21 protein-coding genes are annotated in these 25,606 nt (G+C 63.0%); 14 read left to right on the top strand and 7 right to left on the bottom strand.

Annotated features, from left to right (window positions below; all coding sequences use genetic code 11):
• The first annotated feature begins 4 nt into the window (after positions 1 to 4).
• Genes AC5RUP_RS05040 through AC5RUP_RS05015 form a run of 6 tightly spaced genes read left to right on the top strand, consistent with a single transcriptional unit; the run spans position 5 to position 5,081 of the window.
• Positions 5 to 889 carry a phytoene/squalene synthase family protein gene (locus tag AC5RUP_RS05040; RefSeq protein WP_494153890.1) on the top strand — a complete coding sequence of 295 codons (885 nt, stop codon included), beginning with the start codon at positions 5 to 7 and terminating at the stop codon, positions 887 to 889.
• A complete protein-coding gene (gene crtI / locus AC5RUP_RS05035; protein WP_494158333.1) occupies positions 889 to 2,577 on the top strand; it encodes a phytoene desaturase family protein in 1,689 nt (562 codons plus the stop codon). Before AC5RUP_RS05040 ends, crtI begins: the two co-directional genes overlap by 1 nt.
• Entirely contained in the window at positions 2,574 to 2,954 is a 381-nt protein-coding gene (locus AC5RUP_RS05030; RefSeq protein WP_494155389.1) for a lycopene cyclase domain-containing protein, read from the top strand. The genes crtI and AC5RUP_RS05030 overlap by 4 nt, the downstream gene beginning before the upstream one ends.
• Entirely contained in the window at positions 2,951 to 3,298 is a 348-nt protein-coding gene (locus AC5RUP_RS05025) for a lycopene cyclase domain-containing protein (RefSeq protein ID WP_494158332.1), read from the top strand. Before AC5RUP_RS05030 ends, AC5RUP_RS05025 begins: the two co-directional genes overlap by 4 nt.
• Positions 3,295 to 4,152 (top strand): prenyltransferase, encoded by an 858-nt coding sequence (locus AC5RUP_RS05020; RefSeq protein WP_494158331.1) that lies wholly within the window; start codon positions 3,295 to 3,297, stop codon positions 4,150 to 4,152. Before AC5RUP_RS05025 ends, AC5RUP_RS05020 begins: the two co-directional genes overlap by 4 nt.
• A 59-nt stretch (positions 4,153 to 4,211) precedes the next feature.
• Positions 4,212 to 5,081, top strand: a complete 870-nt coding sequence (locus AC5RUP_RS05015) for a glycosyltransferase family 2 protein (RefSeq protein WP_494158370.1) — start codon at positions 4,212 to 4,214, stop codon at positions 5,079 to 5,081.
• On the opposite strand, the gene AC5RUP_RS05010 is transcribed toward AC5RUP_RS05015, so the two are convergent.
• A complete protein-coding gene (locus tag AC5RUP_RS05010; protein WP_494001641.1) occupies positions 5,026 to 5,418 on the bottom strand; it encodes a VOC family protein in 393 nt (130 codons plus the stop codon). The genes AC5RUP_RS05015 and AC5RUP_RS05010 overlap by 56 nt on opposite strands.
• 226 nt (positions 5,419 to 5,644) lie before the next feature.
• Between AC5RUP_RS05010 and AC5RUP_RS05005 the strand changes: the two genes are divergently transcribed.
• Positions 5,645 to 6,037, top strand: coding sequence for a YkvA family protein (locus AC5RUP_RS05005; RefSeq protein WP_494154362.1), 393 nt, complete (start codon positions 5,645 to 5,647; stop codon positions 6,035 to 6,037).
• Here the strand turns inward: AC5RUP_RS05005 and AC5RUP_RS05000 are convergent.
• The gene (locus tag AC5RUP_RS05000; RefSeq protein WP_494154361.1) at positions 6,034 to 6,972 is read right to left on the bottom strand and encodes a serine/threonine-protein kinase; all 939 of its coding nucleotides are present in this window, start codon (positions 6,970 to 6,972) and stop codon (positions 6,034 to 6,036) included. The genes AC5RUP_RS05005 and AC5RUP_RS05000 overlap by 4 nt on opposite strands.
• Positions 6,973 to 7,185: 213 nt before the next feature.
• Here AC5RUP_RS05000 and AC5RUP_RS04995 point away from each other — a divergent pair, with 213 nt between their 5' ends.
• The 3 genes from AC5RUP_RS04995 to AC5RUP_RS04985 all read left to right on the top strand — a co-directional run bounded on the left by AC5RUP_RS04995 (position 7,186) and on the right by AC5RUP_RS04985 (position 8,599).
• Entirely contained in the window at positions 7,186 to 7,929 is a 744-nt protein-coding gene (locus AC5RUP_RS04995; RefSeq protein ID WP_494092811.1) for an ANTAR domain-containing protein, read from the top strand.
• 104 nt (positions 7,930 to 8,033) lie between these two features.
• Positions 8,034 to 8,378: a hypothetical protein gene (locus tag AC5RUP_RS04990; RefSeq protein ID WP_494154360.1), complete on the top strand. Its 345-nt coding sequence runs from the start codon at positions 8,034 to 8,036 to the stop codon at positions 8,376 to 8,378.
• 5 nt (positions 8,379 to 8,383) lie between these two features.
• Positions 8,384 to 8,599 (top strand): hypothetical protein, encoded by a 216-nt coding sequence (locus AC5RUP_RS04985; RefSeq protein ID WP_494158330.1) that lies wholly within the window; start codon positions 8,384 to 8,386, stop codon positions 8,597 to 8,599.
• Here the strand turns inward: AC5RUP_RS04985 and AC5RUP_RS04980 are convergent.
• From AC5RUP_RS04980 to AC5RUP_RS04965, 4 genes are all read right to left on the bottom strand, one after another.
• Entirely contained in the window at positions 8,596 to 9,996 is a 1,401-nt protein-coding gene (locus AC5RUP_RS04980; RefSeq protein ID WP_494154358.1) for a dihydrolipoyl dehydrogenase family protein, read from the bottom strand. The genes AC5RUP_RS04985 and AC5RUP_RS04980 overlap by 4 nt on opposite strands.
• Before the next feature lie 134 nt (positions 9,997 to 10,130).
• Complete coding sequence (locus tag AC5RUP_RS04975; protein ID WP_494154357.1) at positions 10,131 to 11,072, bottom strand: DMT family transporter; 942 nt, start codon at positions 11,070 to 11,072, stop codon at positions 10,131 to 10,133.
• Positions 11,073 to 11,172: 100 nt separating this feature from the next.
• Entirely contained in the window at positions 11,173 to 12,906 is a 1,734-nt protein-coding gene (locus AC5RUP_RS04970; RefSeq protein WP_494158329.1) for a serine hydrolase domain-containing protein, read from the bottom strand.
• A gap of 151 nt (positions 12,907 to 13,057) precedes the next feature.
• A complete protein-coding gene (locus AC5RUP_RS04965) occupies positions 13,058 to 13,753 on the bottom strand; it encodes a TetR/AcrR family transcriptional regulator (protein WP_494153475.1) in 696 nt (231 codons plus the stop codon).
• A 108-nt stretch (positions 13,754 to 13,861) separates the two neighbouring features.
• On the opposite strand from AC5RUP_RS04965, the gene AC5RUP_RS04960 reads away from it, so the two are divergent.
• A complete protein-coding gene (locus tag AC5RUP_RS04960) occupies positions 13,862 to 14,593 on the top strand; it encodes a DUF2306 domain-containing protein (protein WP_494153476.1) in 732 nt (243 codons plus the stop codon).
• Positions 14,594 to 14,928: 335 nt separating this feature from the next.
• Here the strand turns inward: AC5RUP_RS04960 and AC5RUP_RS04955 are convergent, their stop codons facing one another.
• A complete protein-coding gene (locus tag AC5RUP_RS04955) occupies positions 14,929 to 16,644 on the bottom strand; it encodes a nuclease-related domain-containing DEAD/DEAH box helicase (RefSeq protein WP_494153477.1) in 1,716 nt (571 codons plus the stop codon).
• A gap of 818 nt (positions 16,645 to 17,462) precedes the next feature.
• On the opposite strand from AC5RUP_RS04955, the gene AC5RUP_RS04950 reads away from it, so the two are divergent.
• The 3 genes from AC5RUP_RS04950 to AC5RUP_RS04940 all read left to right on the top strand — a co-directional run bounded on the left by AC5RUP_RS04950 (position 17,463) and on the right by AC5RUP_RS04940 (position 25,603).
• A complete protein-coding gene (locus tag AC5RUP_RS04950; protein ID WP_494153478.1) occupies positions 17,463 to 19,286 on the top strand; it encodes a hypothetical protein in 1,824 nt (607 codons plus the stop codon).
• A 206-nt stretch (positions 19,287 to 19,492) separates the two neighbouring features.
• A complete protein-coding gene (locus tag AC5RUP_RS04945; protein WP_494158328.1) occupies positions 19,493 to 20,194 on the top strand; it encodes a hypothetical protein in 702 nt (233 codons plus the stop codon).
• A gap of 54 nt (positions 20,195 to 20,248) precedes the next feature.
• Positions 20,249 to 25,603 carry a DEAD/DEAH box helicase gene (locus AC5RUP_RS04940; protein ID WP_494158327.1) on the top strand — a complete coding sequence of 1,785 codons (5,355 nt, stop codon included), beginning with the start codon at positions 20,249 to 20,251 and terminating at the stop codon, positions 25,601 to 25,603.
• Positions 25,604 to 25,606: the final 3 nt, after the last annotated feature.

Below are 25,606 nucleotides of genomic sequence, written 5' to 3'. Positions count from 1 at the left end.
GGCCATGGAACCGAACCCACTGCTCCGCTATACCGACGCCGCGGGCCGCAGCGCTGGCGTCGTGATTGCCCGCTATTCCACCTCTTTCGGGCTGGCGTGCCGGCTGCTCGGGCCGGAGGAACGCCGGCACATCGCCAACATCTATGCGCTGGTGCGGGTGGCCGACGAAGCGGTCGACGGCGCGGCTGCCGCGGCGGGGCTCGACGCCGTGGCCGTGCGCGACCAGCTGAACCGGCTGGAACACGAGACCGAAACCGCGCTGCTGACCGGTTACAGCACCAACATGGTGGTGCACGCGTTCGCCGGAACCGCCCGCGCGTGCAACATCGGCGCCGACCTGACCCGGCCGTTTTTCACCTCCATGCGCGCGGATATCACGGTGGCCGAACACACCGCGGATTCGTTGGCGGACTACATCTACGGCTCCGCCGAGGTCGTGGGCCTGATGTGCCTGCGGGTGTTCCAAACCATGCCCGGCGCGACACCCGGCCGGGACGACGAACTCAGCGCAGCCGCCCGCCGGCTGGGCTCCGCCTTCCAAAAGGTCAACTTCCTGCGCGACCTCGCCGCCGACCGGGCCGAACTGGGCCGCAGCTACTTCCCGCAGACGCGCGCCGAGGCGTTGGACGAGGAACGGAAGCTCGCGCTGGTGGCCGACATCCGCGCGGACCTCGCTGCCGCCCGGCGGGGCATTGCGCTGCTCCCGCCCGGCGCCTGCAGCGCCGTCGAACTGGCCCATGCCTTGTTCAGCGCGCTGGTGAACCGGCTGGAACGGATACCGGCGGAGGAGCTGCTGTCCCGCCGGGTGCGCGTCGGCACGCCGCAGAAGGCCGCGATCGCCCTGCGGATCCTCGCCCGCCAGCGGCTGCGTGGAAGGAGCGCCGCCTGATGCGCACCGCCTCGTTCAAAACCAGGCTGACCGCCCGCCGACGGGCAGCGGGAACGGCGCCGCTGTCCGGCGGCGTTAAGGGGCAACCCGTGGTGGTCATCGGCGGCGGGGTCTCCGGACTGGCAACGGCCGGGCTGCTGGCCCGGGCGGGGCACCGCGTCACCCTGCTGGAGCAGCGCTCCGGCCTCGGCGGCCGGGCGGGACGGCACGAGCGCGACGGCTTCCGCTTCGACACCGGCCCGTCCTGGTACCTGATGCCGGAGGTGATCGACCACTGGTTTAAGCTGATGGGCTCCAGCGCAGCGGAGGCGCTGGAGCTGGTGAGGCTGGACCCCGGCTACCGGATCTGGTTCGAGGCGTATCCGGAGGCCACGGAGGTCCGCTCGGGCCGCGACAACGTGGCGGGACTGTTCGAAGGACTGCAACCGGGGTCCGGGCCGGCGCTGCACCGCTACCTGGACGAGGCAGCCGAAACGTACCGGTTGGCCAAGGAGCACTTCCTGTACGACGACTTCGCCAGCCTGCGCGGCCTGGCCCACCCGCAGGTGCTGCGCCGGGCGCCCCGGCTGGCCAAGCTGCTGGGCTGGAGCCTGGACCGTTACGTCCGCGAACGGTTCACGGACCCGCGGCTGCATCAGGTGTTGGGGTACCCGGCGGTGTTCCTGGGTACCAGCCCGTACCGGGCGCCGGCCATGTACCACCTGATGAGCCACCTGGACCTCGACGACGGCGTGTACTACCCGATGGGCGGATTCGCCGCCCTGGTCGATGCGATGGAGCGGCTGGCGCGGGAGGCCGGCGTCCGGATCGAAACCCGCGCCACCGCCCGGCACATCGTCACCGGGCGCTCCGGCGCGAAGGCGCGCTGCGAGGCAGTGCTCTGGTCCGATGCCGCCGGTGCCGAACACCGGACGGCGGCGGGCATCGTCGTCGCCGCGGCCGATCTGCACCACGTGGAGACCGCGCTGCTGCCGGCGCACCTGCGCAGCCACCCGGAACGGGTGTGGCGCCGCCGCGACCCCGGTCCCAGCGCCGTGTTGGTCTGCCTGGGCGTGCGCGGGCCGCTGCCGCAGCTGGCCCACCACAACCTGCTCTTCACCCGGGACTGGAAGGAGAACTTCGGCCGCATTCGCTCCGGGCGGGCGTTGGCCCGGGAGACCTCCATCTACGTGTGCAAGCCCAGCGCCACCGACGCCGGGGCGGCGCCGCCCGGGGACGAAAACGTGTTCATCCTGGTTCCCGCCCCTGCGGCTCCGGCCTGGGGCGCGGGCGGCGACGACGGGTCCGGGGCGGCCGCCGTGGAAGCGGTCGCGGACGCGGCCATCGACCAGCTGGCCGCCTGGGCGGGAGTCGCGAACCTCCGCGGCCGGATCGCCGTCCGGCGCACCTACGGCCCGGCGGACTTCGCGGACGGCTTCAACGCGTGGCGCGGCAGCGCGCTGGGTGCGGCGCACACCCTGCGGCAGAGCGCCTTCCTGCGCCCGGGCAACCGGAGCCGCCGGGTGGACGGGCTGCACTACGCCGGCAGCTCGGTCCGGCCGGGCATCGGCGTGCCCATGTGCCTGATCAGTGCGGAACTGGTACTCAAGGCCGTGGAGGGGATCGGGACGCCCGGGGCGCTGCCGGAACCGGACCCGGCGGCGCCCGGCCCCGCGCCGTCGTCGGACAGTGCGGGGAGGAGCACATGATCTACCTGGCCGTGCTGGTGGCGCTGCTGGGCTGCATGGCCCTGCTGGACGCGCGCTACAAGCTGTTCTTCTTCGCCCGGCCGGTCGCGGCCGCCGTCACCCTGGCCATCGGACTGGCGTACTTCCTGGCCTGGGACGTCTGGGCGATCGCGCTGGGAATCTTTGTGCACCGCGACTCGCCGCTGATGACCGGCCTGATGCTGGGTCCCCAGTTGCCGCTCGAGGAGGCGTTCTTCCTGGCCTTCCTCTGCTACCAAACCATGATCCTGTTCACCGGGCTGCTGGCGTGGGGCCGGCACCGGCGGGGTGTCAGCACGGCCGGACCGCAGTTGCTCAGCCACGACGACGGCACGACGGCGGGCGGTGGTCCGGCGTGAGTTTCCTGGAGCTGAATGCGGTCTTCCTCGGCGTCGCGATGGTGGCGGCAGTGGGCGCTGTCCTGGCCCGGCGGGTGCCCCGCGGGGCAGCAGCGGCGGCCGGCCTGTCCGTCGCGGCGCTGTGGGTGCTCACCGCCGTGTTCGACAACGTCATGATCGCCTCCGGGCTGTTCGACTACGGCGGACACGCCCTGGCCGGGCTCCGGATCGGCCTGGCGCCGATCGAGGACTTCGCCTACCCGCTGGGCGCGGCGCTGCTGCTGCCCGCGGTGTGGCTGTTGCTCACGGGTCCGCGCCGCCGCCGCGCCGAAGACAGGGGAGACCGGGGAGGGGAACCGTCGTGATCCGCGAACTGGTCATCACCTCCCGGCCGGTGTCCTGGGTCAACACCGCCTACCCCTTCGCCGCCGGATACCTGCTGGCCTCCGGCGGCGTCGACTGGCTGCTGGTGGTGGGCACGATCTTCTTCCTGGTCCCGTACAACCTGGCGATGTACGGCATTAACGACGTCTTCGACTACGAATCGGACCTGCTCAACCCGCGCAAGGGCGGGGCCGAGGGGGCGGTGGTGGACAGGGCACGACACCGCTCGATCCTGCAGGCCAGCGCCGTGGCCACAGTGCCGTTCATCGCCGTCCTGGCGGTAGCGGGCAGCGTGGCGTCCAACCTGGTGCTGCTTATCTCGCTGGCCGCGGTCTACGCCTACAGCGCGCCGGGTCTGCGGTTCAAGGAACGGCCGTTCCTGGATTCGCTGACCTCCAGCACGCACTTCGTCTCGCCCGCGGTTTATGGGCTGGTCCTGGCCGGCGCCGGCTTTACCCCGGGGCTGTGGGCGCTGTTGGCCGCGTACTTCCTGTGGGGCGTGGCCAGCCATGCCTTCGGCGCGGTGCAGGATGTGGTCCCGGACCGCGAGGCCGGGCTCGGATCGATCGGCACGGTGCTGGGTGCCCGCCGTACCGTGCTGGTCTCCGCCGCCGCCTACGCCGCGGCCGGACTGCTGATGCTGGCCGCCGAATGGCCGGGCCCGCTGGCCGGGCTCCTGGCCCTGCCCTACCTGGCCAACGTGCTGCGCTTCGCCGGAATCGACGACGCCGGCTCGGCGGCCGCGAACGCGGGGTGGAAACGGTTCCTGTGGCTGAACTACGTGGTCGGTTTCCTGGTCACCATGCTGCTGATCTGGTACGCGGGAGTCCGGTGAGACCGCGGGGCTACGACGGGGCCGCCGAGGCCAGTCCCGGGGACCTGCATCGCACCATCATGACCGTGGTGATCCCGGTGCTCGACGACGCCGCGGCGCTCGCCGAGTGCCTCGCGCTGCTGGGGCGGCAGACGCGTGCGCCCTTCGATGTCATCGTCGTGGACAACAACTGCACCGATTCCTCGGCGCACGTGGCACGGGCCGCCGGTGCCCGCGTCGTCGTCGAACCACGCCCAGGGATTCCGGCCGCATCGGCAGCCGGCTACGACGCCGCCGTCGCCGGCTTCGACACTGCCGCCCGCTTCGACACCCCCGCCGCCGCTCCCAGCCTCGCCGCCCCCGCTGCCGGTTTCGCCGCCGTCCCGGAGCTCGATGCCGCCGCCGCGGTGATCGTCCGCTGCGACGCCGACACCCGTCCTCCCGCCGAATGGCTGGCCCGGATCGGTGCCGCCTTCGACGCCGATCCCTGCCTGGACGCGCTGACCGGTCCGGGCCGGTTTTACGACCTGCCGCGGCCGGTGGCCTGGCTGGCCAGCGCCGCGTATGGCTCCGGCTACCGGATCGGCGCCGGCCTCGCGATGGCGGCCACCCCGGTGTGGGGATCGAACTTCGCCATACGCCGGACGGCGTGGGAACGGGCGAGGGCAGGCATCCACCGCGACCGGCAGGACATCCACGACGACCTGGACCTGAGCTTCCAACTGGCTCCGTGGGCGCGGATCCGGTTCGACTGGCGGCTGCGCGTCGGCGCGGCCGGCCGGATCTTCGCCGACCGGGCCGCGTTTGCCCAACGCTTCCGGTGGGCCTTCAGCACCGTGACGGTGAACTGGGCGGTCCAGCCACCCGGGCAGCGGTGGCTGCGGCGCCTCAACGTCAGGACGCAGGAGCGGAGGAGCCCAGCATCTCCAGGTAGTGCGGGTTCTGCATGATGCCCAGCACGTTGCCGAACGGATCCACGACCGAGGCCGTGACGAATCCGTGGCCGCGTTCCGTGACGGGCTCCAACTCCTTCGCACCCTTGTCCAGCAGGCGCTGCCGCACGGCCCGCACATCGTCCACATGCCAGTAGAGGATCGCGCCGCCGGGGTCGATAGCGTGCCCGGGCGGAGCGTGCATGGTGTCGATCAGCCCCAGCTCATGTTCGTAGTCGCCGACCCGGAACTCCGCATAGCCCGGCTGCTCAAAGTAGGGCTTCTTCCCCAGCAGGTCGGAGTACCACTCGACCGCCGCCGGCAGGTCCGGGGTGTAGTAACTGACCGTACTCATTCCGCGCAGCATGGGTCTCCCTTCGAAGGATTGCCGAACCGCCCCGGCAATCGCCGGGCCGCCGTGATGGTTGGACGCTACCGCACATGGACGTCCCTGTCTGCCCTACAGTTGCCGTAGCGCGGCCAAGAAAAGGACGACGTCGGGCCGTGCCGGGAAGGGAGCAGAACGTGGACTGGGTTGACCTGCTGGTCGGTGTTGCCGGTGGCCTCGTCCTGGTCTATCGGTGCTGCTGGCCGGCCTGTGGTGGTACGCCCGTCAGCACCCGGAGACCGTGGGAATGCGGGACTCCCTGCGCCTGCTGCCGGATCTGCTGCGGCTGCTGCGCCGGCTGGCGGGGGACCGCACGGTACCTGCCCGGGTCCGAATGCTGCTCGTGCTGCTGCTGGCCTACCTGGCCAGCCCCCTCGACCTGGTGCCCGATTTCCTTCCCGTCATCGGTTACGCCGACGACGTCCTGGTCGTGGCCTGGGGCCTGCGGCTGCTGATCCGGACGGCCGGGCCGGAGGCGCTGCGCCGGCACTGGACGGGTACCGCGGCGGGACTTCGCGTGATTGAACGGTTGGCCGGGCTTCCGGCGTCGGGCTTCGGACCGGCAGAGCGGCCTCGAAAGCCTTAGCGCGCGGCCGCTTTCAGGCGCTGGGGCCCATGGTTCGGGACGACGGGGGCGTCCAGCCTGCGCCTGCCCCACAGCCGACGCCTGCCCCGGAGCGAAATCTCCATCTCCTCCAGCGCCAGCGCCACCTCCCGTGCGGTGGGGCGGTCCGCCGGGTCGGCCGCCGTCATGGCGCCCAGCAACAGCACCCAGTCGGGCCCGAGGCTGGCCGGGATCTCTGGATCCCGCAGCAGCCGCGCAACCGCCGCCTCCAGCGGCGGGCCGGGATAGGCGGGCTTGCCGGTCAGGCACTCCAGCAGCACAAGTCCCAGCGAGTAGATGTCGCTGACCGGGCCGGCCGGCTCGCCCTTGGCCTGCTCCGGGCTCAGGTAGGCGGCGGTCCCGTAGATGCCGTCCTCGCGGGCATCTTCGGAGATCACGACGGCGATGCCGAAGTCGGTGAGCTTGGCCCGGAGCCGGGAGGCGTCGTCGTCGTAATTGAACAGCATGATGTTGCCGGGCTTGATGTCGCGATGGACCACCGAGTTGTTGTGGATGTAGGAGATTCCCTCCGCCAGCTCGCGACCGACCTGGGCCACGTGGCGCGGCGGCAACGGACCCTCCGTGAGGCGCCTGCGCAGGTCCGCGCCTTCGATCAGCTCCATGACCAGGTAGATCTGCGGGTGTGCCGCCTCCACCCGGTCGATGCCCGCGTCCAGCAGGATTACCAGGTTGGGGTGGTTCAGCCGCGCGAGGAGCTTGATTTCAGCGTCATCGCGGTGGAACTCCGCCTCGTTCATCGAGGGCCGCTGGATGACCTTGACGGCCACCTCGCGCCCCAAGACTGCATCCTCCGCCCGATACACCCGCGCGCTCGCTCCGGTCCCGACAAGTTCCTTGAGCCGGTACCGCCCGCCCAGGAGGGTGCCGGCCCGACTTGAATGAGGCGTACTGGTCAACGTCTCCTGCTTTCCGGCTGGCCTTTTGACAGCACACTTAGCATCGTACGGTGCCGAGTGCCAAATAGTTGCCTGAAGCGATCGGTAGTCCGAATCGTTATCAGCGGGCGGCGGGGAGGCCGTAGGTGCAGACTTCGCTCCACTTGCCCTGGCTGTGACCCGCCTCACAGGGTGTAGCGTGGAGCCTACGCCGGAGCACCACTGGAGGACATCATGACGGGCGAGATTTTTGATGATTCCGAGACGACAGTCAGGGATTTCCTTCACGGTCTGGCGGCAGACAGCGCGGACATCGAGGCGTTCCTCAACGCGGTGGCCCGGCTGGCCGTGCACAACCTGTCCCAGCCCGGCGAGGAACTCCTGAGCGGCATCACGCTGCTGCGGCATAAAAAGGCCGGCACGGTCGCCAGCAGCAGCGATCGGGCGCAGAAGATGGACGAGATTCAGTACGAATATTCCGACGGACCCTGCCTGCGCGCGGCCCGCGAGCAGACGGTCGTGCACATCGCCGACCTGCAGGTGGAGACGAGCTGGCCCGCCTACACCAAGGACGTCATGGCCGAGGGCATCCGGTCCATCCTGGCCGTGCCGATCCCCCTCGAAACCGGCGACAGCGCCGGGCTGAACCTCTACTCCGACCGGCCACGGAGGTTTGACGCGGACGCCCTTCACGCGGCCGAGCAATATGCCCATCAGGCCTCCCAGGCACTGTCCCTTGCGGTCCGGCTGGCCCGCCACCGCGAGACCGAGGCTGACCTGAAGGCGGCGCTGGAATCCCGAACGACCATTGCCGTGGCCGTCGGGATCATCATGGGCCAAAGCCGCTGCAGCCAGGACGAAGCGATCGCGATGCTCAAATCCGCCTCCAATACGCGCAACATCAAACTCCGCGACCTGGCCTCCGACATCGTCGCCTCCACCGGAACCCCCTCCGCCGAAACCCACTTCGACAAATAGCCGGCACCGCATCGCCTCAAACCCTTGAGCAACGGGGTGAAGTTCTTGTACGGTTGATCCCGGTTAAGCAGTTGGCCATCGATCCACTCATTGGAGCGTCGATCATGGAGCACAAACTGCGAGTACTCGTCCGGCTGGATATCGACCGCGTCTCGGCGTTCATCGAAGTGGGCGGATGCCTGACGGCCGACAGTTGCACGGCCCTCTTACCTCTTGTCCAACGCATGGACCGCCTGGCCCACGGAATGGTGGTCACGGTCGATCTTTCCGATGCGCAGCACATTGAACGCCGCGGCCTGCAGATGCTCGAGCTGTTCAGTGCCGGAGAAGCAGTCACTGCGTCGCAGGCCGCCCCCTTCACCGGCAGGCTGGCGATCACCGCGCCCACGGATCTCCCGGAGTGCCCCGACGCGCCCGCGGGCCGGGCCCGATTCCAGGGGGCAGCGTGAACAGCATGACGCCACCGCCCGGGTCCCCGGCGTTTCCCCGCGATCTGTCGGTCCTTTCCACGGACCAGCTCCTGACGCTCAGCAACCAGTGCTTCGAACAGCTGGACTGCGAGCACCCGGCCCGGGACGCGTTCGTCCAGTACTACGCCCTCACCGCGGAGCTCGAAATGCGGGACGAAGACCTGGAGGACGGTGACAACCGAAGCCGCCTAGGCGCCTAGTCCTCCAGCCACGCGGGTGTGAACAGCAGGTTTAACCCCTCGGAGACGGTGGGGTGTGTGATGACGGCATCGCGCACCGTGGAGAAGTCCATCCCGCCGATCATCGCCATCTGCAGCACCGCGATCGCCTCGCTGGCCCCTGTTCCCAGCAGCGCGGCACCCAGGATCTTGCCGGTCTTTCGGTCCAGCACGGCCTTCCACTCGCCGTCGAGCTGACCGAGGGTCCGGGCGCGCGGAATCGCGCTCACCGGCATCCTGGCAATCCGCACCTCGTGGCCGGCCTCTCGGGCCTGGGCCTCCGTCATCCCCACCCTGGCGAGCTCCGGCGTAGTGAAGACGGTGTAAGGGATCAGCCGTCCCTGGGTGGACCGCGGCTCGCCCTCGCCCCGCGCGGCAGCCAGGTTGGTTTTCAGGATCCGGTAGTCGTCGTAGGAGGCGTGGGTGAACTGCGGCGAGCCGGCCGCGTCGCCGGCGGCCCACACGCCGTCGGCCGTGGTGCGCAGTTGCTCGTCAACTTGGACGAAGCCCTTGTCCGTCAGCTCCACCCCGGCCTTCTCCAGCCCGATCCCGTCGGTCATCGGCCGCCGCCCCAGCGCCACCAGTACGTCGTCCGCGGTGACGGTCTCCCCGGTGGAAAGGGTCACGGTCACGCTCCCGTCGGCGGCGCGCTCGATCTTCTCCGCGGACGCCTCGAGTTTCAGCGTGATCCCGGCGTCGGTGAACTTCCCGGCCACCAGTTCGGCCACGTCGGCGTCCTCCCGCGGCAGCAGCTGCCCGGCGCGTTGGATCACCGTGACCTGCACGCCGATGGTGTTCAGCAGGTCGGCGAACTCGCAGCCGATGTAGCCGCCGCCCAGGATCACGATGCTCGCCGGCAGCTGTTCCAGGTGCAGCAGGGTGTTGCTGGTCTGCACCCCGGATTCGGCCAGGCCGTCGATGGGGGGCAGGGCCGGCTCGGTGCCCAGGTTGAGCACGACGTCGGTGCCGCGCAGGAGGCGGGTGCCGCCGTCGTTCAGCGCCACTTCCACGGTTTTCCCGGCGACGAACTTGGCCTCACCCAGGATAAAGTCCATGCCTGATCCCGTGAACAGCTTCTGCTGCCCGGCGACCATGGTGTCCACCACGTCCTCCTTGCGGAGGCGCAGCAGGTCGAGGTCCATGCGTGGCTGCTCCGCGCCTGCCACGCCGAACTCGGCCGCCCGGCGCACGGTGTCCAGCACCCGGCCGGACTGGATGAGCGTCTTGGTGGGGATGCATGCCACGTTGATGCAGGTGCCGCCGACCATCGCCCGCTCGACCATCGCCACCTTTTGGCCGGATTTGGCCAGGTCCATGGCCAGCGATTTGCCGGCCTTCCCGCCGCCGACTACCAGCAGGTCGAAATCCTCGGGTTCCATGTCCATCCTTCCCTCGGGTTGCTTTCACGGACCATGCGCTACTCACCGGGCGCGCCCTCGGCCCGCGGCGCATGATGCCGCCTCAAGGCCACCCTACGCCGACCGGCGTCGAGCGTTCCCGCCGGGAGGTGGGCTTACGGGATCTCCTCCGGCGCCGCATCCTTGCGGGGTTCCAGGGCAGGGCGCGAGCCCTTGCGCCGGACGGTCCTCGTGTCCCGGGTGGTGAAAAACACGCCGCACATCACCAGGGCTGCGCCGAGCAGCTGCATGCCGCTGATGCTCTCATTCAGCAGCAGATACGCACCGAGCATCGTGAAGACAGGCACGAAGTTCAGGAACACGGACGTCTGGGACGCCCCGAGGACTGCAACGGCCCGGTTGTAGAGCATCAGGGCAATTACCGACGGAAAGACGCCGAGGTACACCAGGCCCGACCAGTGGCCTCCGCCGATCTGCGGGACACCCACCACCATCCACTCCGCCACCATGACGGGCAGCAGGATCATGACCGACAGTCCGGTCATGACCAGGACCGCCCCGTAGGAGGGGAACAGGTGCAGATACTTCTTCACCGCGATCGAATACACCGCCCAGGACACCGCGGCCGCCGCCATAATGGCGTCGCCGATGTTCCAGGACAGGTCCGCGAGGCTCATCAGCTGCCCGTTGGTCACCACCCACAGCGCCCCGCACAGGGAGAGCACGACGCCGAACCATTGGATAGACCGCAGCCGTTCGCGCAGCAGCCAGAAGCTTAGGGCCACCGTTGCCGCCGGAACCGATGCCTCCAGCACGGAAACGTTGGTGGCCGAGGTGAATTGGAGGGCGCTGTAAATCAGCGTATTAAAGAGAGCGACTCCCGTGAGGGTCAGCAGCAGCAGCGGTTTGCGGTGCTGGAGGAACAGGCGGCGGGACTGCCAGGCGCTGCGGTATCCCAGCGGGAACAGCACCAGGAAGGCAATGAAGACCCGGAAGAACGCGATGGTCAAAGGCGGCAGGTCGCTGAGCGCCTTGCCGGTCAGGATATTTCCGGCATAGAAGACGACCACCAGCAGGAGGAGGACGTAGGCGCGCATTTTCCTCCTTGGGTCGGTTTCCGGCGCTTGTCCCACACACCCTACGTGCTAAACACTGCGCCGGGCCGCAGCCTTGTGTCGCCCGGGGGTCTTGGCTTAGTCAAGCGGCGTGCCGGGGCATCCAGAGCCGGGACAGCAGCCACACCGTCCGGGGGAGGGAGCAGACGATGGCCAGCGTCAGTGCCGGTACAAGCGCGGCACCGACGTCGGGAAGCTGGCGGATGATGACGGCCAGGTAGGTTTCGAACCGGGCAGGTGCGTAAACGAATCCCAACCAGACGAGGAACGCGTCCAGGGCCAGGGCCACGGCGGCCCAGAGCACAATCACTCCACGGTACCGCGCCATGCCGGCCGGGTCGTTTCCGCGCGTGCCGGCGGAGCTGGCTCCGGCTGTGGTGGCAGGGCCGCCGCGACGCGGGCCGATGCGTTTCCGCGCCAGGAAGTGGAGCGCCAGCGCGAGGCTCGCCAGCTCGGCGAGCAGCAGCGCCAGGGCGACGGCCCAACCGTACTGCTGCAGCCAGTCCTCGTCCGCGGCCAGGGGTTCGGGAGGCTGTCCGTGGAGAATCCGCAGGACATTGCTGTCCAGCGCCTGCAGTCGGGACGGCGCGGATGTGTCGTTCCCGTTGATCAGCAGGGCAAGGCCCAGCCCGGAGGACGGAACCATGGCCTGATAGGTGTGCGTGTTTCCCCATTCGCCTTGATGCTCCAGCAGCAACGGCAGGTCGCCGTCCCCTTCGGGAGAGGCGTCCGGGTGAGCGGATTCCAGCAGGGGGCGCGCAAACCACGCCATGGCATACCTTTTGGACTCGTCCACACGGACCCGGGGCGTCAGCAGCGTCCCCACGCTTTCCGGCCGGAGGATTTGGCGGTCCAGGTAGGCGCCGCCGTGCAGCAGGGCGATCAACTCGTGGCCGAGATCCTGGGCCGATGAGTACATCACGGTCGAGGGCATCCCCGTTACCGCGGCCGGCACGTCCGTCTGTCGCCACAAGGTGCCGAACCACAGTGAGTAGCCCGACGCCAGGCCATCCGCGCGCGCAGCTGCCCGCGTGGTGTGGGTGTTGGCCATCTCGAGCGGCGTGAACACCTGGTCCTGCATGTAGTCCCCGAAGGGTTGGCCGGAAACGGTCTGCACCAAGAGGCCGAGGACGTTGTAGTTGGCATCGGAGTAGGCGAACGTTGCCCCCGGCGGGCTAGCCAGGCTGGCGCCGGACAGATCCCGCACGCCCTGTTCCAGCGCTGCAGGATCCTGGGTATCCGATGCTGCGTAAGCCGAGCCGTCTGCCGTGGACAGCCCGCTGGTCTGATGGAGCAGATGGCGGACCGTGATGGCGGCCGCGCGGTGGTCACGCATGCTGAACCACGGCAGGTAGGTCCGCACGGGTTCGTCAAGCTCCAGCAGGCCGGCCTCCACCTGCTGCATCACGGCGATGGCGGTCAGGGATTTGCTGGTCGACGCCAGAAGAACCGGCGTCTGGGCGGTCATGGGGCGCCCCGAGTCATCGGCGCTGCCGAACGCCGCCTGGTGCACCAGTCCGCCGTCTCGGATGATGGCGAGGGAGACTCCCGGAACCCCGAGGGCCTCAATCTGGTCTTGCAAGTAGGCGTCAACTGCCGCAAAGGCCGGGTCGGGCGCACCGCGGCCCGGGAGCGGGGGCGCCGATGCCGCTGTCGTGGTGGCTGCCGCGCCGCCGGCCGCAGCCGCCGCAGGCCAGGTTCCCAAGGCTGCCGAACAGGTCCCGACGGCGAGGAGGCAGGCGGCGGCACAAGCGAGAGTGAAGGCGGTCCGGAACTGCAACGGCGTCCGCCCCATCCGTCCGCGGTTATTGCCCATGCCCGCTCCTGCGGTTCGGATTGCGGTTCATTCACGGTAGAGGCTGGCGCATGAGAGCACAATGGAATGAAGCCCACCGCGCACCTGGCCACGTGGGTCACTGGCGGCTGGCGCGCGGATCGCGCACATGAGCGACGGCAGGCCGCGGGCTTCATGACCGCCGCGCCGACGTCCATCCCTGCTGGTGCAGCCTTTCGAATCCGTCGAGGAGGAGGTCCAGCGCGAACTCGAACTCGAACTGGTCGTCGCAGCCCTGGCCGACCACGGACCCCTCGTCGTGGGATCCGGCCATGGCCACTTCCGCGATGTGCGGATACCGCTCGGCCATCGCGCGCAGCATCTCCGGCGGAACGTCCGCGGGCGCGCTTTGCTGGTCGTCGAACAGTTCCTGGGTGAAACCCCACATCCGGCTGCCGAGGGCGTGCATCACGTGGTGGGTGAGGTCGACCGAGAATCCGCCGGCGCGGAACATGCCGATCACCGAGTCCATGTAATCCAGGACAACCGGCGTCTTGTTGGTGCGTGACTCGAGCACTTGGCGGGCCCACGGGTGGCGCAGCAGGACCTCCCGGGCCGACAACACCCGCTGACGGACGGCGTTCCGCCAGTCGGTCCCGTTGGGTCGCGTCTCGATCTCGCCGACGATGACGTCGACCATGCCGTCGAGCAGTTCTTCCTTGTTGGCGACGTGCTTATAGAGGGCCATCGGCACCACGCCCAGCTCCTGAGCCAGCTTGCGCATGCTGAGCGCGTCGACGCCGGCTTCGTCGGCAAGAGCGACGGCGGCGCTCAACACCCGCTCCCTGTTCAGCGGGGTGCGGCGTGCCGACTCCACCTGCTGAGCCATCAGGACCACCCTTTCTGACGGCAGCTATCTCTTGACAAGTGTACAACGTACACCTACCTTTAGATCACAAGGTGTACGCCGTACACCCAAGACTTTGGGGAACTAACCATGGCTGCAGCAACCATCGCCGTCACCAAGGCCTCCGGGCGCCGGCCCCGCGGCCGCTGGCTCATACCTGCCGGCTTGATCTTCGTCAGCCTCATCCCGGTCATCTTCGGGTCGATCCGCGTGGCCGAGCTGACCGGGGGAGCGGCGGTCACGCCGGCCAACGAGCGGTTCTTCGACTCGCCTCTTCCCGTGCTGATCCACATCCCTGCGGCCATCGTCTACAGCCTGGTCGGGGCCTTCCAGTTTGTGCCCTCGCTCCGTCGCGGCAAGCGAGGCCGGCGCAGCTGGCACCGCATCGCCGGGGTTGTCCTCATCCCAGCCGGCCTGCTGGCTGCCCTCTCCGGCCTCTGGATGTCCGTCTTCTACGACCTCCCGCCCGACGACGGCGTCATCCTGCTCGTCCTTCGACTGGTGTTCGGCACGGGCATGACGGCGAGCATCATCCTGGGCATCCTCGCGATCAAGCGGCGCGACTTCGCCGCTCACGGTGCCTGGATGGCCCGCGGCTACGCCATCGGAATCGCGGCGGGAACGCAAGCCTTAGTGACCATCCCGTGGATTCTCCTGTTGGGGCCGACCAACGAACTGAGCCGTGCGGTGCTCATGGGGGCGGCCTGGCTGCTCAACCTCGCCGTCGCCGAGTACTTCATCCGCCGCCGTTCCCGGAGGTCCGGGTACTCGAGGCGCATATCCGGCAGAGCCACGGCACTCCCGACAGGGGCTGCGCGATGACCGGCGCCGGCAACGTCGTCCTGCAAATCACCGGTCCTTACAGAATGCGATTCGGCCGGGTCAGGGTTCCCAAACACGCCAAGAGTAGCCGCATTCATCATTCAGACACTGCCAATGAGGGCTGCCCGGTTCGATGACACATCCTGCACGGATCACCTTGGCCTCCGGATCATCGAGAGATGGTACCCACGTGCCGTAGACCACGGGCCAGGCTTCGTGGCTGCAGCGCGGACATGTCGTCGTACCGTCACCAGCCACTTCCGGCGCCTGATTGCTTCTCATGCGGCAAACCTAGCGTCCGGGACCTACGGTTTAGCTTCCGGGGACCGCGCGGTTCACGGTCCTACATTCACCGGCGTATCTTCAGCCTCGGGTAGCGCTGGGAACCAAGGCTCGGCTCTCTTCAGCGCTGCCTCCAGCTGTAATCCGCCGGCTTGAGCTAGTGAGTCCATGTCACCGACCACCACGAGCAGGCTCCTGGCCCGGGACAGCCCCACGTAAAGTTGCTCCGGCGCGCGGTCCAGCTCCTTGAAGCCGTTGGCACAAAGGATCACCACGGACCGTTCAAGTCCCTTGAAGCCGAGCACATGCCCGTAGAACTCTTCTTTATTGGCGTGAAAGTCCCGCCAATACTCGGCGATCACTCCACCTTCAAAATAGCTTTGGTGCACCGGATGACGATGCCGGGTCGTAAGCAGCGCGATCTGGTTGTTGGCCCACCCTTCCTCGATCAGAGAGTCCACGCAATCGCCGGCCACATCCAAGGCATCATCGGTGCTGCACTGGACGAACCGGACCGGAAGCCCCGTACCACCGCGCGGCTTAAAGTACTCACCGGCGAAGTCCTTGAACGTGTCGGCAATCCGCCGCGTGTTGCGCAGGTTCTCGTCAATGTGGATCGGGACAAAGTTGCTGATCGGGCCGGCCACTCCGTCCACCCCCACGCCGGTCCATCGCCGGTAGACATCCTGGCGGTCGTCCATGAACGCATAGGCCTCGCCAGCTGCGGGATCCTTGAGGCAGGCGAGCAGCGCCTCCCACCAAAGCGGGGCGAAGTCCTGTGCTTCATCGACGACAACGGCGTCCAGCTTCTGCTCGTGCGGCAAGTCCGCCGCCAGTTCCTTGAGCAGGCGGGGCATCTCTTCATCGAAATACGCTTGGCCCGACCCGTCAGGAACGCCGAGAGCGCGCACGTACTCATGGAACTCGCCAGTGAAAGCCGGCTTTGCGTGGCGCCAGCCCGACGTCCGCTCCTGCAAGTACTGCCCGAGCCCCTTGTTGTAGCAGAACAGGCCTACGCTCTTGCGTTCCCGGCACAATCTTTTGGCTTTCTCCACCGCCAACCACGTCTTGCCGCTCCCTGCCCCGCCGGCGAATCGGACCCTTGTTAGGTCCCGGGTTGCGGCTAGCAGGACGGACTGGCGTTCCGTGAGCTGGTCCTGACGGTCTTCCAGCTCCTGAGCCTCCGCCGATTCCCTGTCGATCAAGGGCAGGGTTCCGGTTAGGCGGCCGATGATACGTTCCATGTACGACGGCGCCAGGGAACTTGCGCCGCTGCCTTCGGTCTCGATGGCCCGCCGGATCTTCTCCGGGAGGTTGGCGAGATCCTCTGCGTCCAGCACTAACGAACGCGGGCAGCCGGCCATCGACCAGTCTTGCGGCACGTTCGTGTACGGCAGGCAGACCATGTAAGCGAAGCGGCTCGAGAGAGGCGTCCCGAGCTGTCCCCCGATCCACGTTCGGAAAGCGTGCATCGAGGACTGGGACTGCGCGACGGGGCTCTGGAGTTTGTGTCGGCCGCCCCTGTCGGACTGGTACCACTGGCCCTCGTCAACGCTGACCAGCCCGCCCTTGACCTCGATGGCGGCAAGGCCTACACCCGGCCAGAGGATCAGCAGGTCGATCTCATGTTCGGCTCGGCCGTGACGCACTTGAACTGAATGTGCCAGCACCACCTCGTCAGGCAAGTTGTCCCGTAGTTTTGCCCAGACCGCCTGCTCCGCCGAAAACCCGTCCCCGAACTCCGGCTCCTCCGGAAAGCACCGCACCATTGTTCCCCTCCCATGTCCTTAGTAATAAGCCAAGTAAACTCCGCTCGGAGCACGAGCTTCCCATCTTGTGGCAGCGCCGAACGAACGTGGGATTCGCTGATAACGATCTAAACTCCATCCTGCCTCCGCGTCTCAGCGAGGACTGCATTTGAAATAACCGGGACCTGACTTCTCATGCCTTACAGTCGGATCGGGCCGAGCACAAGTTAGCTGAAGACAATTCTTTATGCGCGAACAACGGCGCAGCCGTCCGTCGGCGACTTGCCGAGAGGCGTCGAAATAACATCATGATGCCGACCTAGTTCTGAAGCAGGATGTGTTTTTGAATTGGACTGTGAAACCCCTACGACGAAATGCTGTCGCCAGCCGGACTGTCTGGACAATGGCGGCGCAAGCCTATCCTGATCGAAATCTGCAGCCGCTGACAATCGTGGTAGGACAACCAGGACAGGCTTGGGCGACCCTTGGTACACAGTGTCCCTCACATGGCCGCAGGGCCGCACTTCGAATATTAGAACGATCCGGGCCACCTTGGACTAAACGCACGACTACGCAGAAAACGTGGTACATAAGGAGACTGTCACTGGCATGGTTTATGGTGAATGCATACGGGTGCTTGGTAGGGCAGGAACGTATGTCTATGGCGCGAGTGCCTGCGCGAAGAGGGGGGATCTGCGATCCACGGCTATAAATATTGGCAGGAGCGGCTGGAAGAGATATGGTTTGCTGATCAGGATCCAGCTGACCCAGTAGTTCTCTTTATTGACGAACAGATTATTGAGTCCAGCCTTCCTGAGGTCGACAATGCCTTAGCCGACTTGGCCGAATCGATCGCCGTTGAGCTTGATTTTCACCGCGGTACACAAATTTTCTTTCCTGTCGCCCGCAAGTGCGGAGCGTGGAAGGCAAACGGGGATACAAAAAATCCTCCGCCTGTATTGCCAATTCTCGCATTAACTGTCATCGCCGCCGGTCGCATGGGAAATGATAAAGACGGCTCGGCTAATATGTACTACAAGCGTTTGGCCCAGCTTCTCGGAAGACCAGCGATATTTGCACAACTCAACGCCTCTTTTGATGATGCTGTCAATATGTGGCTGGCGGTCAACGACTGGATTAACGCGCAAGATTGGCTGGGACCGAGCACTATAAAGGTGCTAGGAGGGCATAACAGGATCGGTTACCCCCGGTCACAAGCTTTACTAAGCAGGCAAGACCACCACCGACTTATCGGTCTATTTGCTGCAATGGGGAAGACGACGCTGTCTACGGTGAGTAATGCCGCACTTCTTTCCGAAATTCGACGCTGGAATGATCGGCGTGAACAATTTTCGCCTGGCTTCAGGGGCGCGATGGATTCTACTAGCACTGCCAGACGCGAAGAATTGCTTGCGATAGTCCGTTCGGCTGCCGATCGGTGGGATGGGCTTAAACGGCAGGTCTCTATCAAGACGATCGAAGCTGAGCTGTGGATCGACGTCACCGCATGGACCATAGAGTGGGTGATCCCTGTCGAAGCTAAGTGGAATTCTTTTGAACTGATCTCGGAGACCGGTGACGGTTCCCTGAAAGTCGAGCGCGGATACTCCAATGACATCTTTATCGCTGAGGGACTTCCCGTAGCCGACGCTTCAACGTTACTTGTGCGACGAATGTGGTCGGACAATGAGCATGCACGCGTCCGGATCGTCCCTCGAAGGCTGTGGATATTCGGGCCGACGGAAGATCCCGACTCTCTGATGTCTCGGCGCGCTGTTGGGGGCCTGAAAACCGTTTCTATTCTCATCCCACAAAGCGATGTCCACCAGATGCAGGAGCAACTCGAGAGCATCGGAGCAACGTTTCGAAAGGGTTCGCAGTTTGGTCAGTTGATAGACGGCTGGGAATTGCTGCTCGATGTCAAACTTGATCGTCCAGAGATTGCCGCGTTTCTGAATAAAGTCTATGCTATCGGAGATTCCGTTGAAGAATCGGATAAACGTCCTTCTTTAATCGGTGGAATGCGAATTAAGACACTGGCTAATATCACCTATTATCTTAGGGGCGCGGAGCCTTCCCTCGTCGTGCCAAGTGCAGAAGGGACATACTCTCTCACCATCGATGGAGGACGAGCGCAGCAATTTTTAGCTAACGGTCGCCCCATGCCGCTTTCGACTCTGAACCTAAATGTCGGCGAACATTCAATGGTGGTATCCGAGAGACATAATCTCCGTTTCACGACGATAGATCCCAAAGCAGTAAAATTTGCAGTCCCTGATGATGAATCACTTGCGCCGGCCCACGAAGTGGGTGACAAACTTCTGGTCAACCGCAGGCGACACCATTGGTTTATCCATGAAGATGGCTTCATTTCTGAAGGGCAACTTCCCCGGTGGCCCAGCTGGATGAGAGCGCGGGGTTGCGAATCTGAACCGCTTCTTTGTGAGCTAAGTGTCCCTCCGACTGCTATTTGGTATGTCGCCGGCAAGGTAGGGCTGAAGCCGACAACACGCCGGCTGGCAAATAAAGGAGTGCTCGTCGATCGAAACGCCATAAACGCCTCACACGGCACTTGGGTGAGGCTCCTCGAGATTGTCCCTGATGTTAAGGACGATGAAATTGAAAATCTTCTCCTCCTAGTGAGGTCTGTCATTCGATGGTAGTTAGTGATCACTCTTCTTTGCTTCTTGTTTGGCTCGGTCATCATGGCAGAGGATCAGTTGCCCAACTGAGACAGGTTTTGGGTGGAATGTACAGGGAGGTGATGCACGAGCCCGACAAAACGTCATTAGACCGTGTCATCTTCGACCTTGAGACGCTAGGATATATACGTCTCGATTGGGCCACGTCCAGTTGGCAAGCTAGAGCAATGGCCATGCATATTCTGCCAGGGAACCAGGGGCTAGCATTAGTTACCGGATGCAGACCGTACGCGATCCGTCACTATATTGACCACTCCAACGTTGAGCCGCTCTGGTTGCACCCGGACGAGGATGCATCACGTGTAAACATCCTACCCAAGAGTCTCTTCGTCATGTATGACTCCTATCATGATCTTGTCACTCTTGCTGCGACGGCAGGAATTCGTTTTTTGGGTGACCGGTACGGCGCTGAAAAGTTTCTGCTGGATCCCATCATATTTCCGAAGGATATTTCCCCTGGGCCGGTCAATTATGGTGCGACTCATCTTGAGCGGTTCGATGAGATTACGTACCGCTTCGTCAGGTGGGAAGACAAAGTTGAAAACGGCCTCTATCGACAGCGACTGAACGGGCCAGTCAAGTATTGGATTCGATCGGACAACCACTGGTATGGCGTTGAGCGCGCGGAAGGCCAATGGTTAGAGCTCAACCGTCTCAACGATCGTGTCCTGCGATGGACTCCGTCCGATGATCGTGATATAGGAGAAGTTTCGTACCCCTCAGTTCTAGGACTTCCAAGACAACACGCCGAGCTGATGCGTGGATGTTCCGGGATCTTGCCCTTGATAATTGGTAATAGGTCGGTTTTCGTAAATGTTCCGAGACGGGTGGCCGACGATGTGACCCGGACGCTCCGGCAAGAATTTTGATGCTATTACTGTCAGGCAAAGCGACTTTCGCGCTGAAATCAATGAGGGGGAACGATGGCCGGAATCGATCCAGTCAAATCTTTTAGGGCGCTTAGCGAGCGGTATCTTTCTTACTATGACACTCCATTCGGCGTAGCTGACGATACGATCATGCGGGAACGAAGGGAGTTGTTGGACCGAGACGGTGGTCTTTACAGGGAGCCACGTATCGAGCTGCGTCCCTCCTACGCTCTCGCGGAGGGATCGTTTGAGGAGGCTGCCGGGTCGGCGGGGCTCTCATCGGTTGAGGCTGCGTTTCTCTCCGGTGCTCTGCTTCCACCCGGTGCGCAGCCGTACACACATCAAAGCAATGCGCTCACGGCCGAGCCGAACCGTAATCTCGTTCTCACGCCTGGAACTGGAGCGGGTAAGACGGAGTCGTTCTTGCTACCTGTCTTTGCGCAGCTGCTAAGAGAGTCTCGTTCCTGGGGGTCGCACGACCTTAGCGGCAGCACATGGTGGAAGCATAGTGGCGCGGACTTCGCTCCATCACGGCGGCAGACGGCGGATCGCATGGCGGCTGTTCGAACTTTGGTCCTTTACCCTATGAACGCGCTGGTTGACGATCAGCTTGTTCGACTTCGGAAAGCCCTTGACAGCGACTCGGCTCATGAATGGTTTGATAAGAATCGAGGTGGCAACCGCTTCTATTTCGGCCGATACACCGGCTCGACTCCGGTATATGGTAGCCCCGGTCCGAAGAATACCCCTAAGTTGCGTGGTTTACTAAGGGATGCCGATGATCTATATCGCGCAGCATGCCTAGAGCCTGGTGATAAGAGGTATTTCGTTCAGCGCCCCGGTGGTGCAGAACAGTTCTCGCGGTGGGACATGCTTGCCTTTCCGCCGGACATAATGATCACCAACTATTCCATGTTGAACGTTATGATGATGCGCGAACGTGAAGAGAAAATATTTGCTCGCACTCGCGCTTGGCTTGACAGTTCATCTGAACACGTTTTCACGTTGGTGCTCGACGAAATGCATTCATACCGGGGCACCGCTGGAACTGCGGTTGCATATATAATCCGTGGGCTATTAGCACGTCTTGGACTACGTAAACGAGCAGGTCAACTGCGAGTGATTGCGGCGTCAGCGTCGCTCGATCCTGATAGGGACCAGCAGTATCTAGCTGATTTCTTCGGACTTGACAAGGAGTCCTTCGAGTTCATCAGAGGCAACATTGTGCGCCGCCAAGTAAAACTTTCCCTCCTAGACGATTTTCCTCACCGTGTAGCAACTAATGAATTAGATGACTCGCTAGATGGGCCACTCCTAGAAGACGCGTTTTTCGATAGTGAGTCGGGCTCCGTTCCTCAACCTCGTACGACTGCCGCTCTAGCCGCACGGCTGTTTCCTGCAGTGGACCCGGTCAGCGCAAAGACACTTACCGAGACAGTCTTAGAGAAGGTATCAGCTGCCTCATTCGACAGTCAGTGGCCCAAGCTGCGAAGCCACATGTTCTTTCGCAACGTCCCTGGTATGTGGGCTTGTAGTGATCCGCAGTGTTCTGCGATGCCTAGTTATCGGTCAACAGCGAGCGGTGTTGGGCGACTGCATTCTGCACCGACACCGCGATGTGATTGTGGTGCACGGGTGCTCGAGCTCCTTTACTGCCAAAGTTGTGGAGTAGTCCTTCTGGGCGGCTTCGTCCCTCAGGGAAGCACACAGGCCCAGAGCATCGATCTCCCAATGCTGGCCGACGTAGCGGAAATCTCAATGTTACCGGACAATGCCAACGTTGAAAGGACTGCTGACAACTACGCCGTTTATTGGCCCAGAATGCAGAAGCCCGTCACTTTAGTGGACAAGGAGACGACAGCGGGTGACATTGCGTATCGATACGCACCTGCTAAATTTGTGCCCGCTTCGGGGCATATCCGAGGAGTTAAGCCGAAGGACGATCCGAACGGTTGGGTCTTCCGCGCAATCGCTAAGAAACCAAAGGAACGAGGCGCATCAACAGCGTCGCCCTTCCCAATCAACTGTCCCAATTGTGGGGATGATTGGCGCATCTTATATGGACCTGAGGGTGCTCTGCCACGAACGGATCCCCGGGCAATGCGGTCGTCCATTAGAACGATGAGGACAGGCTTTGAGAAGGTCAATCAGGTTCTTATCACGAACCTAATGCGTGAGCTGCCGTCGGACAAGCGGAAGTGCGTGGTCTTCGCTGACAGTAGGCAGGATGCAGCCAAATTGGCTTCTGGCATTGGCCTCAGCCATTATCAGGACGCGATACGGTCCGCAGTTGTCGATAGCCTACGATCTAGCTCCGATCTTCCTGGTCTTGCAGCAGCCAGATCCTTTATCAAGTATCAAGACTTCGATGGATTGCCTGCCTACAACCAACTTGTGAAGGACCACCCAGAAATTACGGTGCGGCTTTCAGAGGCTTGGCGCGGAGTTGGTGAGGAATCGGAGGATGACGTGCTGTCTTCGATCAGTTCATCAATGAGCATCACGACTCTTGCCTCGGATGTAGCAGGAAGGTTGCTGGCTCGGGGAATGAATCCTGCGGGGCCGTCGGCCGACCTGCAGTCGGCAGACTCTGCAAATCAGGAGCACGCATGGTCCGGAATCTATGATTGGAAGGGGCCGAAACCGTCTTTCAAGCAAGTTCTGCCTGCGCCTCTTGAGGAGCTACGAAGCAGGATCAGCGCCCGCACTTCTGAGGAAGTCATTTCTTCACTCGTTTCTGGTTCTGGGCGAGACTTTGAGTCTTTAGGACTGGGTTGGCTAGCCTCCAGCAGTGATTCTATTGATTCTTTGCGTACAAATGAGTTGGCGGGCATTGCTCAGGCCAGTCTGAGGCTTCTTGGGGAGAAACGACGCTTCTGGGGGTTAAGGAGTGAATTAGAGGAACCTCCTGCAGCCCTTAGCGCATACTGGAAAGCCGTTGCACTGAAACGAGGTGGGGAGTGGCAACGTCTTCGGGACGATGTGGAAACCTTCTGGGGAAAGGCAGTGAAAAAATTTCTGATCATGCCGGATCTGGTCTTCCTTCAACAAGCACCTGAGGATGGCTATGCCTGCAACACGTGTGGCCGTCAGCATGTGCTCTTTGGGGCTGGAGTGTGCACCCAGTGCCGCGGTGATCTAGGGCGCAAGCCGGTACCCGTGCAGCGTGTGCGTGACTATTACGCGTCCATCGCGGAGGCAGAGGACGGATATTTCCGGCTCCACTGTGCGGAGCTCACAGGACAGACGGATAAGCGACAGGCGCAGCTCCGCCAAGCCCGGTTCCAAGGAATCTTCTTGAGCGAGGACGACCATCATCTTCCGGATGAGTTAGACCTTCTTTCAGTTACAACGACCATGGAAGCGGGCGTCGACATCGGCTCCTTAGATGCCGTCGTCATGGGAAACATGCCGCCAACACGATTCAACTACCAGCAGCGAGTAGGACGAGCGGGCCGTCGTGGATCGATGGTGTCGATCGCTTTAACCGTCTGTCGGCCCCGTAGCCACGACGAGCACTATTTTGAGAATCCCGACGCAATTATTAGTGATCCCACACCTCGGCCATATCTGGCGATGGACAGCTGGGAAGTATGCCGTCGTGTGCTAGCTGCTGAAATACTGAGGCAATCCTTCGCCTCTAATGAAGTGCGAAAACTCGTGGAGCTGGAAAAGCTGAATCTCACGAATAATACACACGGGTCCTTTGGATTGGCATCGGATTGGACCAAGACAAGACCCGTAATATCACAGTGGTGCAGCGACAATTTTTCCAGTCTAGTGTCATCTGCAGCAGAACTACTGATAGGCACGAAATTTGTGGACGAGCTCGAGCGTAGGACCGCGGAGGTGATTGAATGGCTCCACCAACAGATTGACGACAACGTGCAATCGACAATTGTCGGCCACGAGGATTTAAGCCAGCGCCTCGCAGAGCATGGTGTCCTGCCCATGTTTGGGTTCCCGTCTCAGATCCGGCAGCTATTCCTGAACAAGCCAAAGCAGTCCTTCCCATGGCCACCTGACATGTCGGTAGATCGGGATGCAGCAATGGCCATATCATCATTCTCACCGGGAAGCGAAATCATCCGCGATGGTTGGATTTATCGTGCCACCTCTATCGCCTCCTGGGCGCCGGGACAGTTCAAGCCCAAGCAGGAACATCCCTGGGGACCGGAGAAGATCGTCTTCATCTGTCGACGATGTTCTTATCTAAACGACTTAGAGAAAAAGCCCGACGTTGCACAGCCTTGCCCACAATGCGGTGCGGAGCCGGGAATTGCCAATGCCGTGGCAATGCGCGAGCCGAAGGGGTTCTACGCTCCTTGGCGAGAGCGCAGGCCCTTCGACGGGAATTTTGCTTGGACGCCAAATGCAATGCCTGCGCGCGCACACGTAGATCTTCATGAGCTGGATAAAGTCACCCTGAATAGTCTGACAACATTCTCGGGCGCCGGATCAAAGTATGTAGTGAACGATAATCGCGGAAAGCAGTTCGAGTTTGTCCAAGATTTGAAGTACCCGACCTACACGGAGCGACGGTTAATCAAACCAAACCTTCGCAGTTATTACAGCGATGATCCTTTGGAAGTCTCTCTGGGTGTAGTGCAGAAGACCGATTTTGTATTCGTGGGGCCGCAGGTTTCCGGCACCTCTGATGGTTGGCGACTGAATCTAGCTAATACTCACACTCAATTTGGCGGATTTGAAGACAACGTAGAGGGTCGAAGGGCTGGATGGTACTCATTTGCGTTCATGCTCCGCAAGGCTGCTGCAACTTGGCTAGACATTCATCCCCAAGAACTGACTGCCGGCATTCATTCCGCCTTGCATGAGGGCGAGCCTTTGACGTTTGCCTTCCTCGCTGATCAACTCGAAAACGGCGCCGGCTTTTCGACCTACCTGGGACAAAAGTCCAACTTTGAACAGTTACTACTTCAAATGAAAAACTTGATTCAAGATGAATTATTTGAAGAAACGCACCTTTCCTCTTGTGGGGGCTCGTGTTACAAGTGCCTCAGGGATTATCAGAATATGAGTCTCCATGCGTTGCTTGATTGGCGGCTTGGAGCATCTCTCTTCGAGCTTTTGGAAGGAGGCGAGCCGAAGGTCGATCGGAGACACTTGCAAAACTTAGGCTCAAGCTGGGTTAATGCCTTCGGTGGAAGACTAGACGAATATGATGAAAGCCCTTTTATTGTCCTTGAGAGGAATGGTTTCGATCCTGCCGTCATAATTCCCTGTCATCCCTTTGAAGGCGTATCAGAACAATGCAGCAGTGAGCGGAGTGCAACTTTGTTTGTGGAAGTATCTGAACGACTTCCGAGCCACGCCATCCTATTTGCTGATACCTTCCTAATGGATCGGTCTCCGGCTGCTGTTTTAAGCCGCCTGCGTGAGTTGGTCTAAAGG

It is taken from the genome of Arthrobacter sp. Y3223151 (assembly GCF_059091125.1).
This window is presented reverse-complemented; position numbering and strand designations above follow the sequence as displayed.

Coding starts and splice junctions, on each gene's coding strand:
- AC5RUP_RS04965 (WP_494153475.1), bottom strand. CDS start 13,753: ATGGCTCAGCAGGTGGAGTCGGCACGCCGCACCCCGCTGAACAGGGAG.
- AC5RUP_RS04960 (WP_494153476.1), top strand. CDS start 13,862: ATGGCTGCAGCAACCATCGCCGTCACCAAGGCCTCCGGGCGCCGGCCC.
- AC5RUP_RS04970 (WP_494158329.1), bottom strand. CDS start 12,906: ATGGGCAATAACCGCGGACGGATGGGGCGGACGCCGTTGCAGTTCCGG.
- AC5RUP_RS04985 (WP_494158330.1), top strand. CDS start 8,384: ATGACGCCACCGCCCGGGTCCCCGGCGTTTCCCCGCGATCTGTCGGTC.
- AC5RUP_RS04945 (WP_494158328.1), top strand. CDS start 19,493: ATGGCCATGCATATTCTGCCAGGGAACCAGGGGCTAGCATTAGTTACC.
- AC5RUP_RS04955 (WP_494153477.1), bottom strand. CDS start 16,644: ATGGTGCGGTGCTTTCCGGAGGAGCCGGAGTTCGGGGACGGGTTTTCG.
- crtI (WP_494158333.1), top strand. CDS start 889: ATGCGCACCGCCTCGTTCAAAACCAGGCTGACCGCCCGCCGACGGGCA.
- AC5RUP_RS05030 (WP_494155389.1), top strand. CDS start 2,574: ATGATCTACCTGGCCGTGCTGGTGGCGCTGCTGGGCTGCATGGCCCTG.
- AC5RUP_RS05040 (WP_494153890.1), top strand. CDS start 5: ATGGAACCGAACCCACTGCTCCGCTATACCGACGCCGCGGGCCGCAGC.
- AC5RUP_RS04940 (WP_494158327.1), top strand. CDS start 20,249: ATGGCCGGAATCGATCCAGTCAAATCTTTTAGGGCGCTTAGCGAGCGG.
- AC5RUP_RS04980 (WP_494154358.1), bottom strand. CDS start 9,996: ATGGAACCCGAGGATTTCGACCTGCTGGTAGTCGGCGGCGGGAAGGCC.
- AC5RUP_RS04975 (WP_494154357.1), bottom strand. CDS start 11,072: ATGCGCGCCTACGTCCTCCTCCTGCTGGTGGTCGTCTTCTATGCCGGA.
- AC5RUP_RS04995 (WP_494092811.1), top strand. CDS start 7,186: ATGACGGGCGAGATTTTTGATGATTCCGAGACGACAGTCAGGGATTTC.
- AC5RUP_RS05010 (WP_494001641.1), bottom strand. CDS start 5,418: ATGAGTACGGTCAGTTACTACACCCCGGACCTGCCGGCGGCGGTCGAG.
- AC5RUP_RS04990 (WP_494154360.1), top strand. CDS start 8,034: ATGGAGCACAAACTGCGAGTACTCGTCCGGCTGGATATCGACCGCGTC.
- AC5RUP_RS05015 (WP_494158370.1), top strand. CDS start 4,212: ATGACCGTGGTGATCCCGGTGCTCGACGACGCCGCGGCGCTCGCCGAG.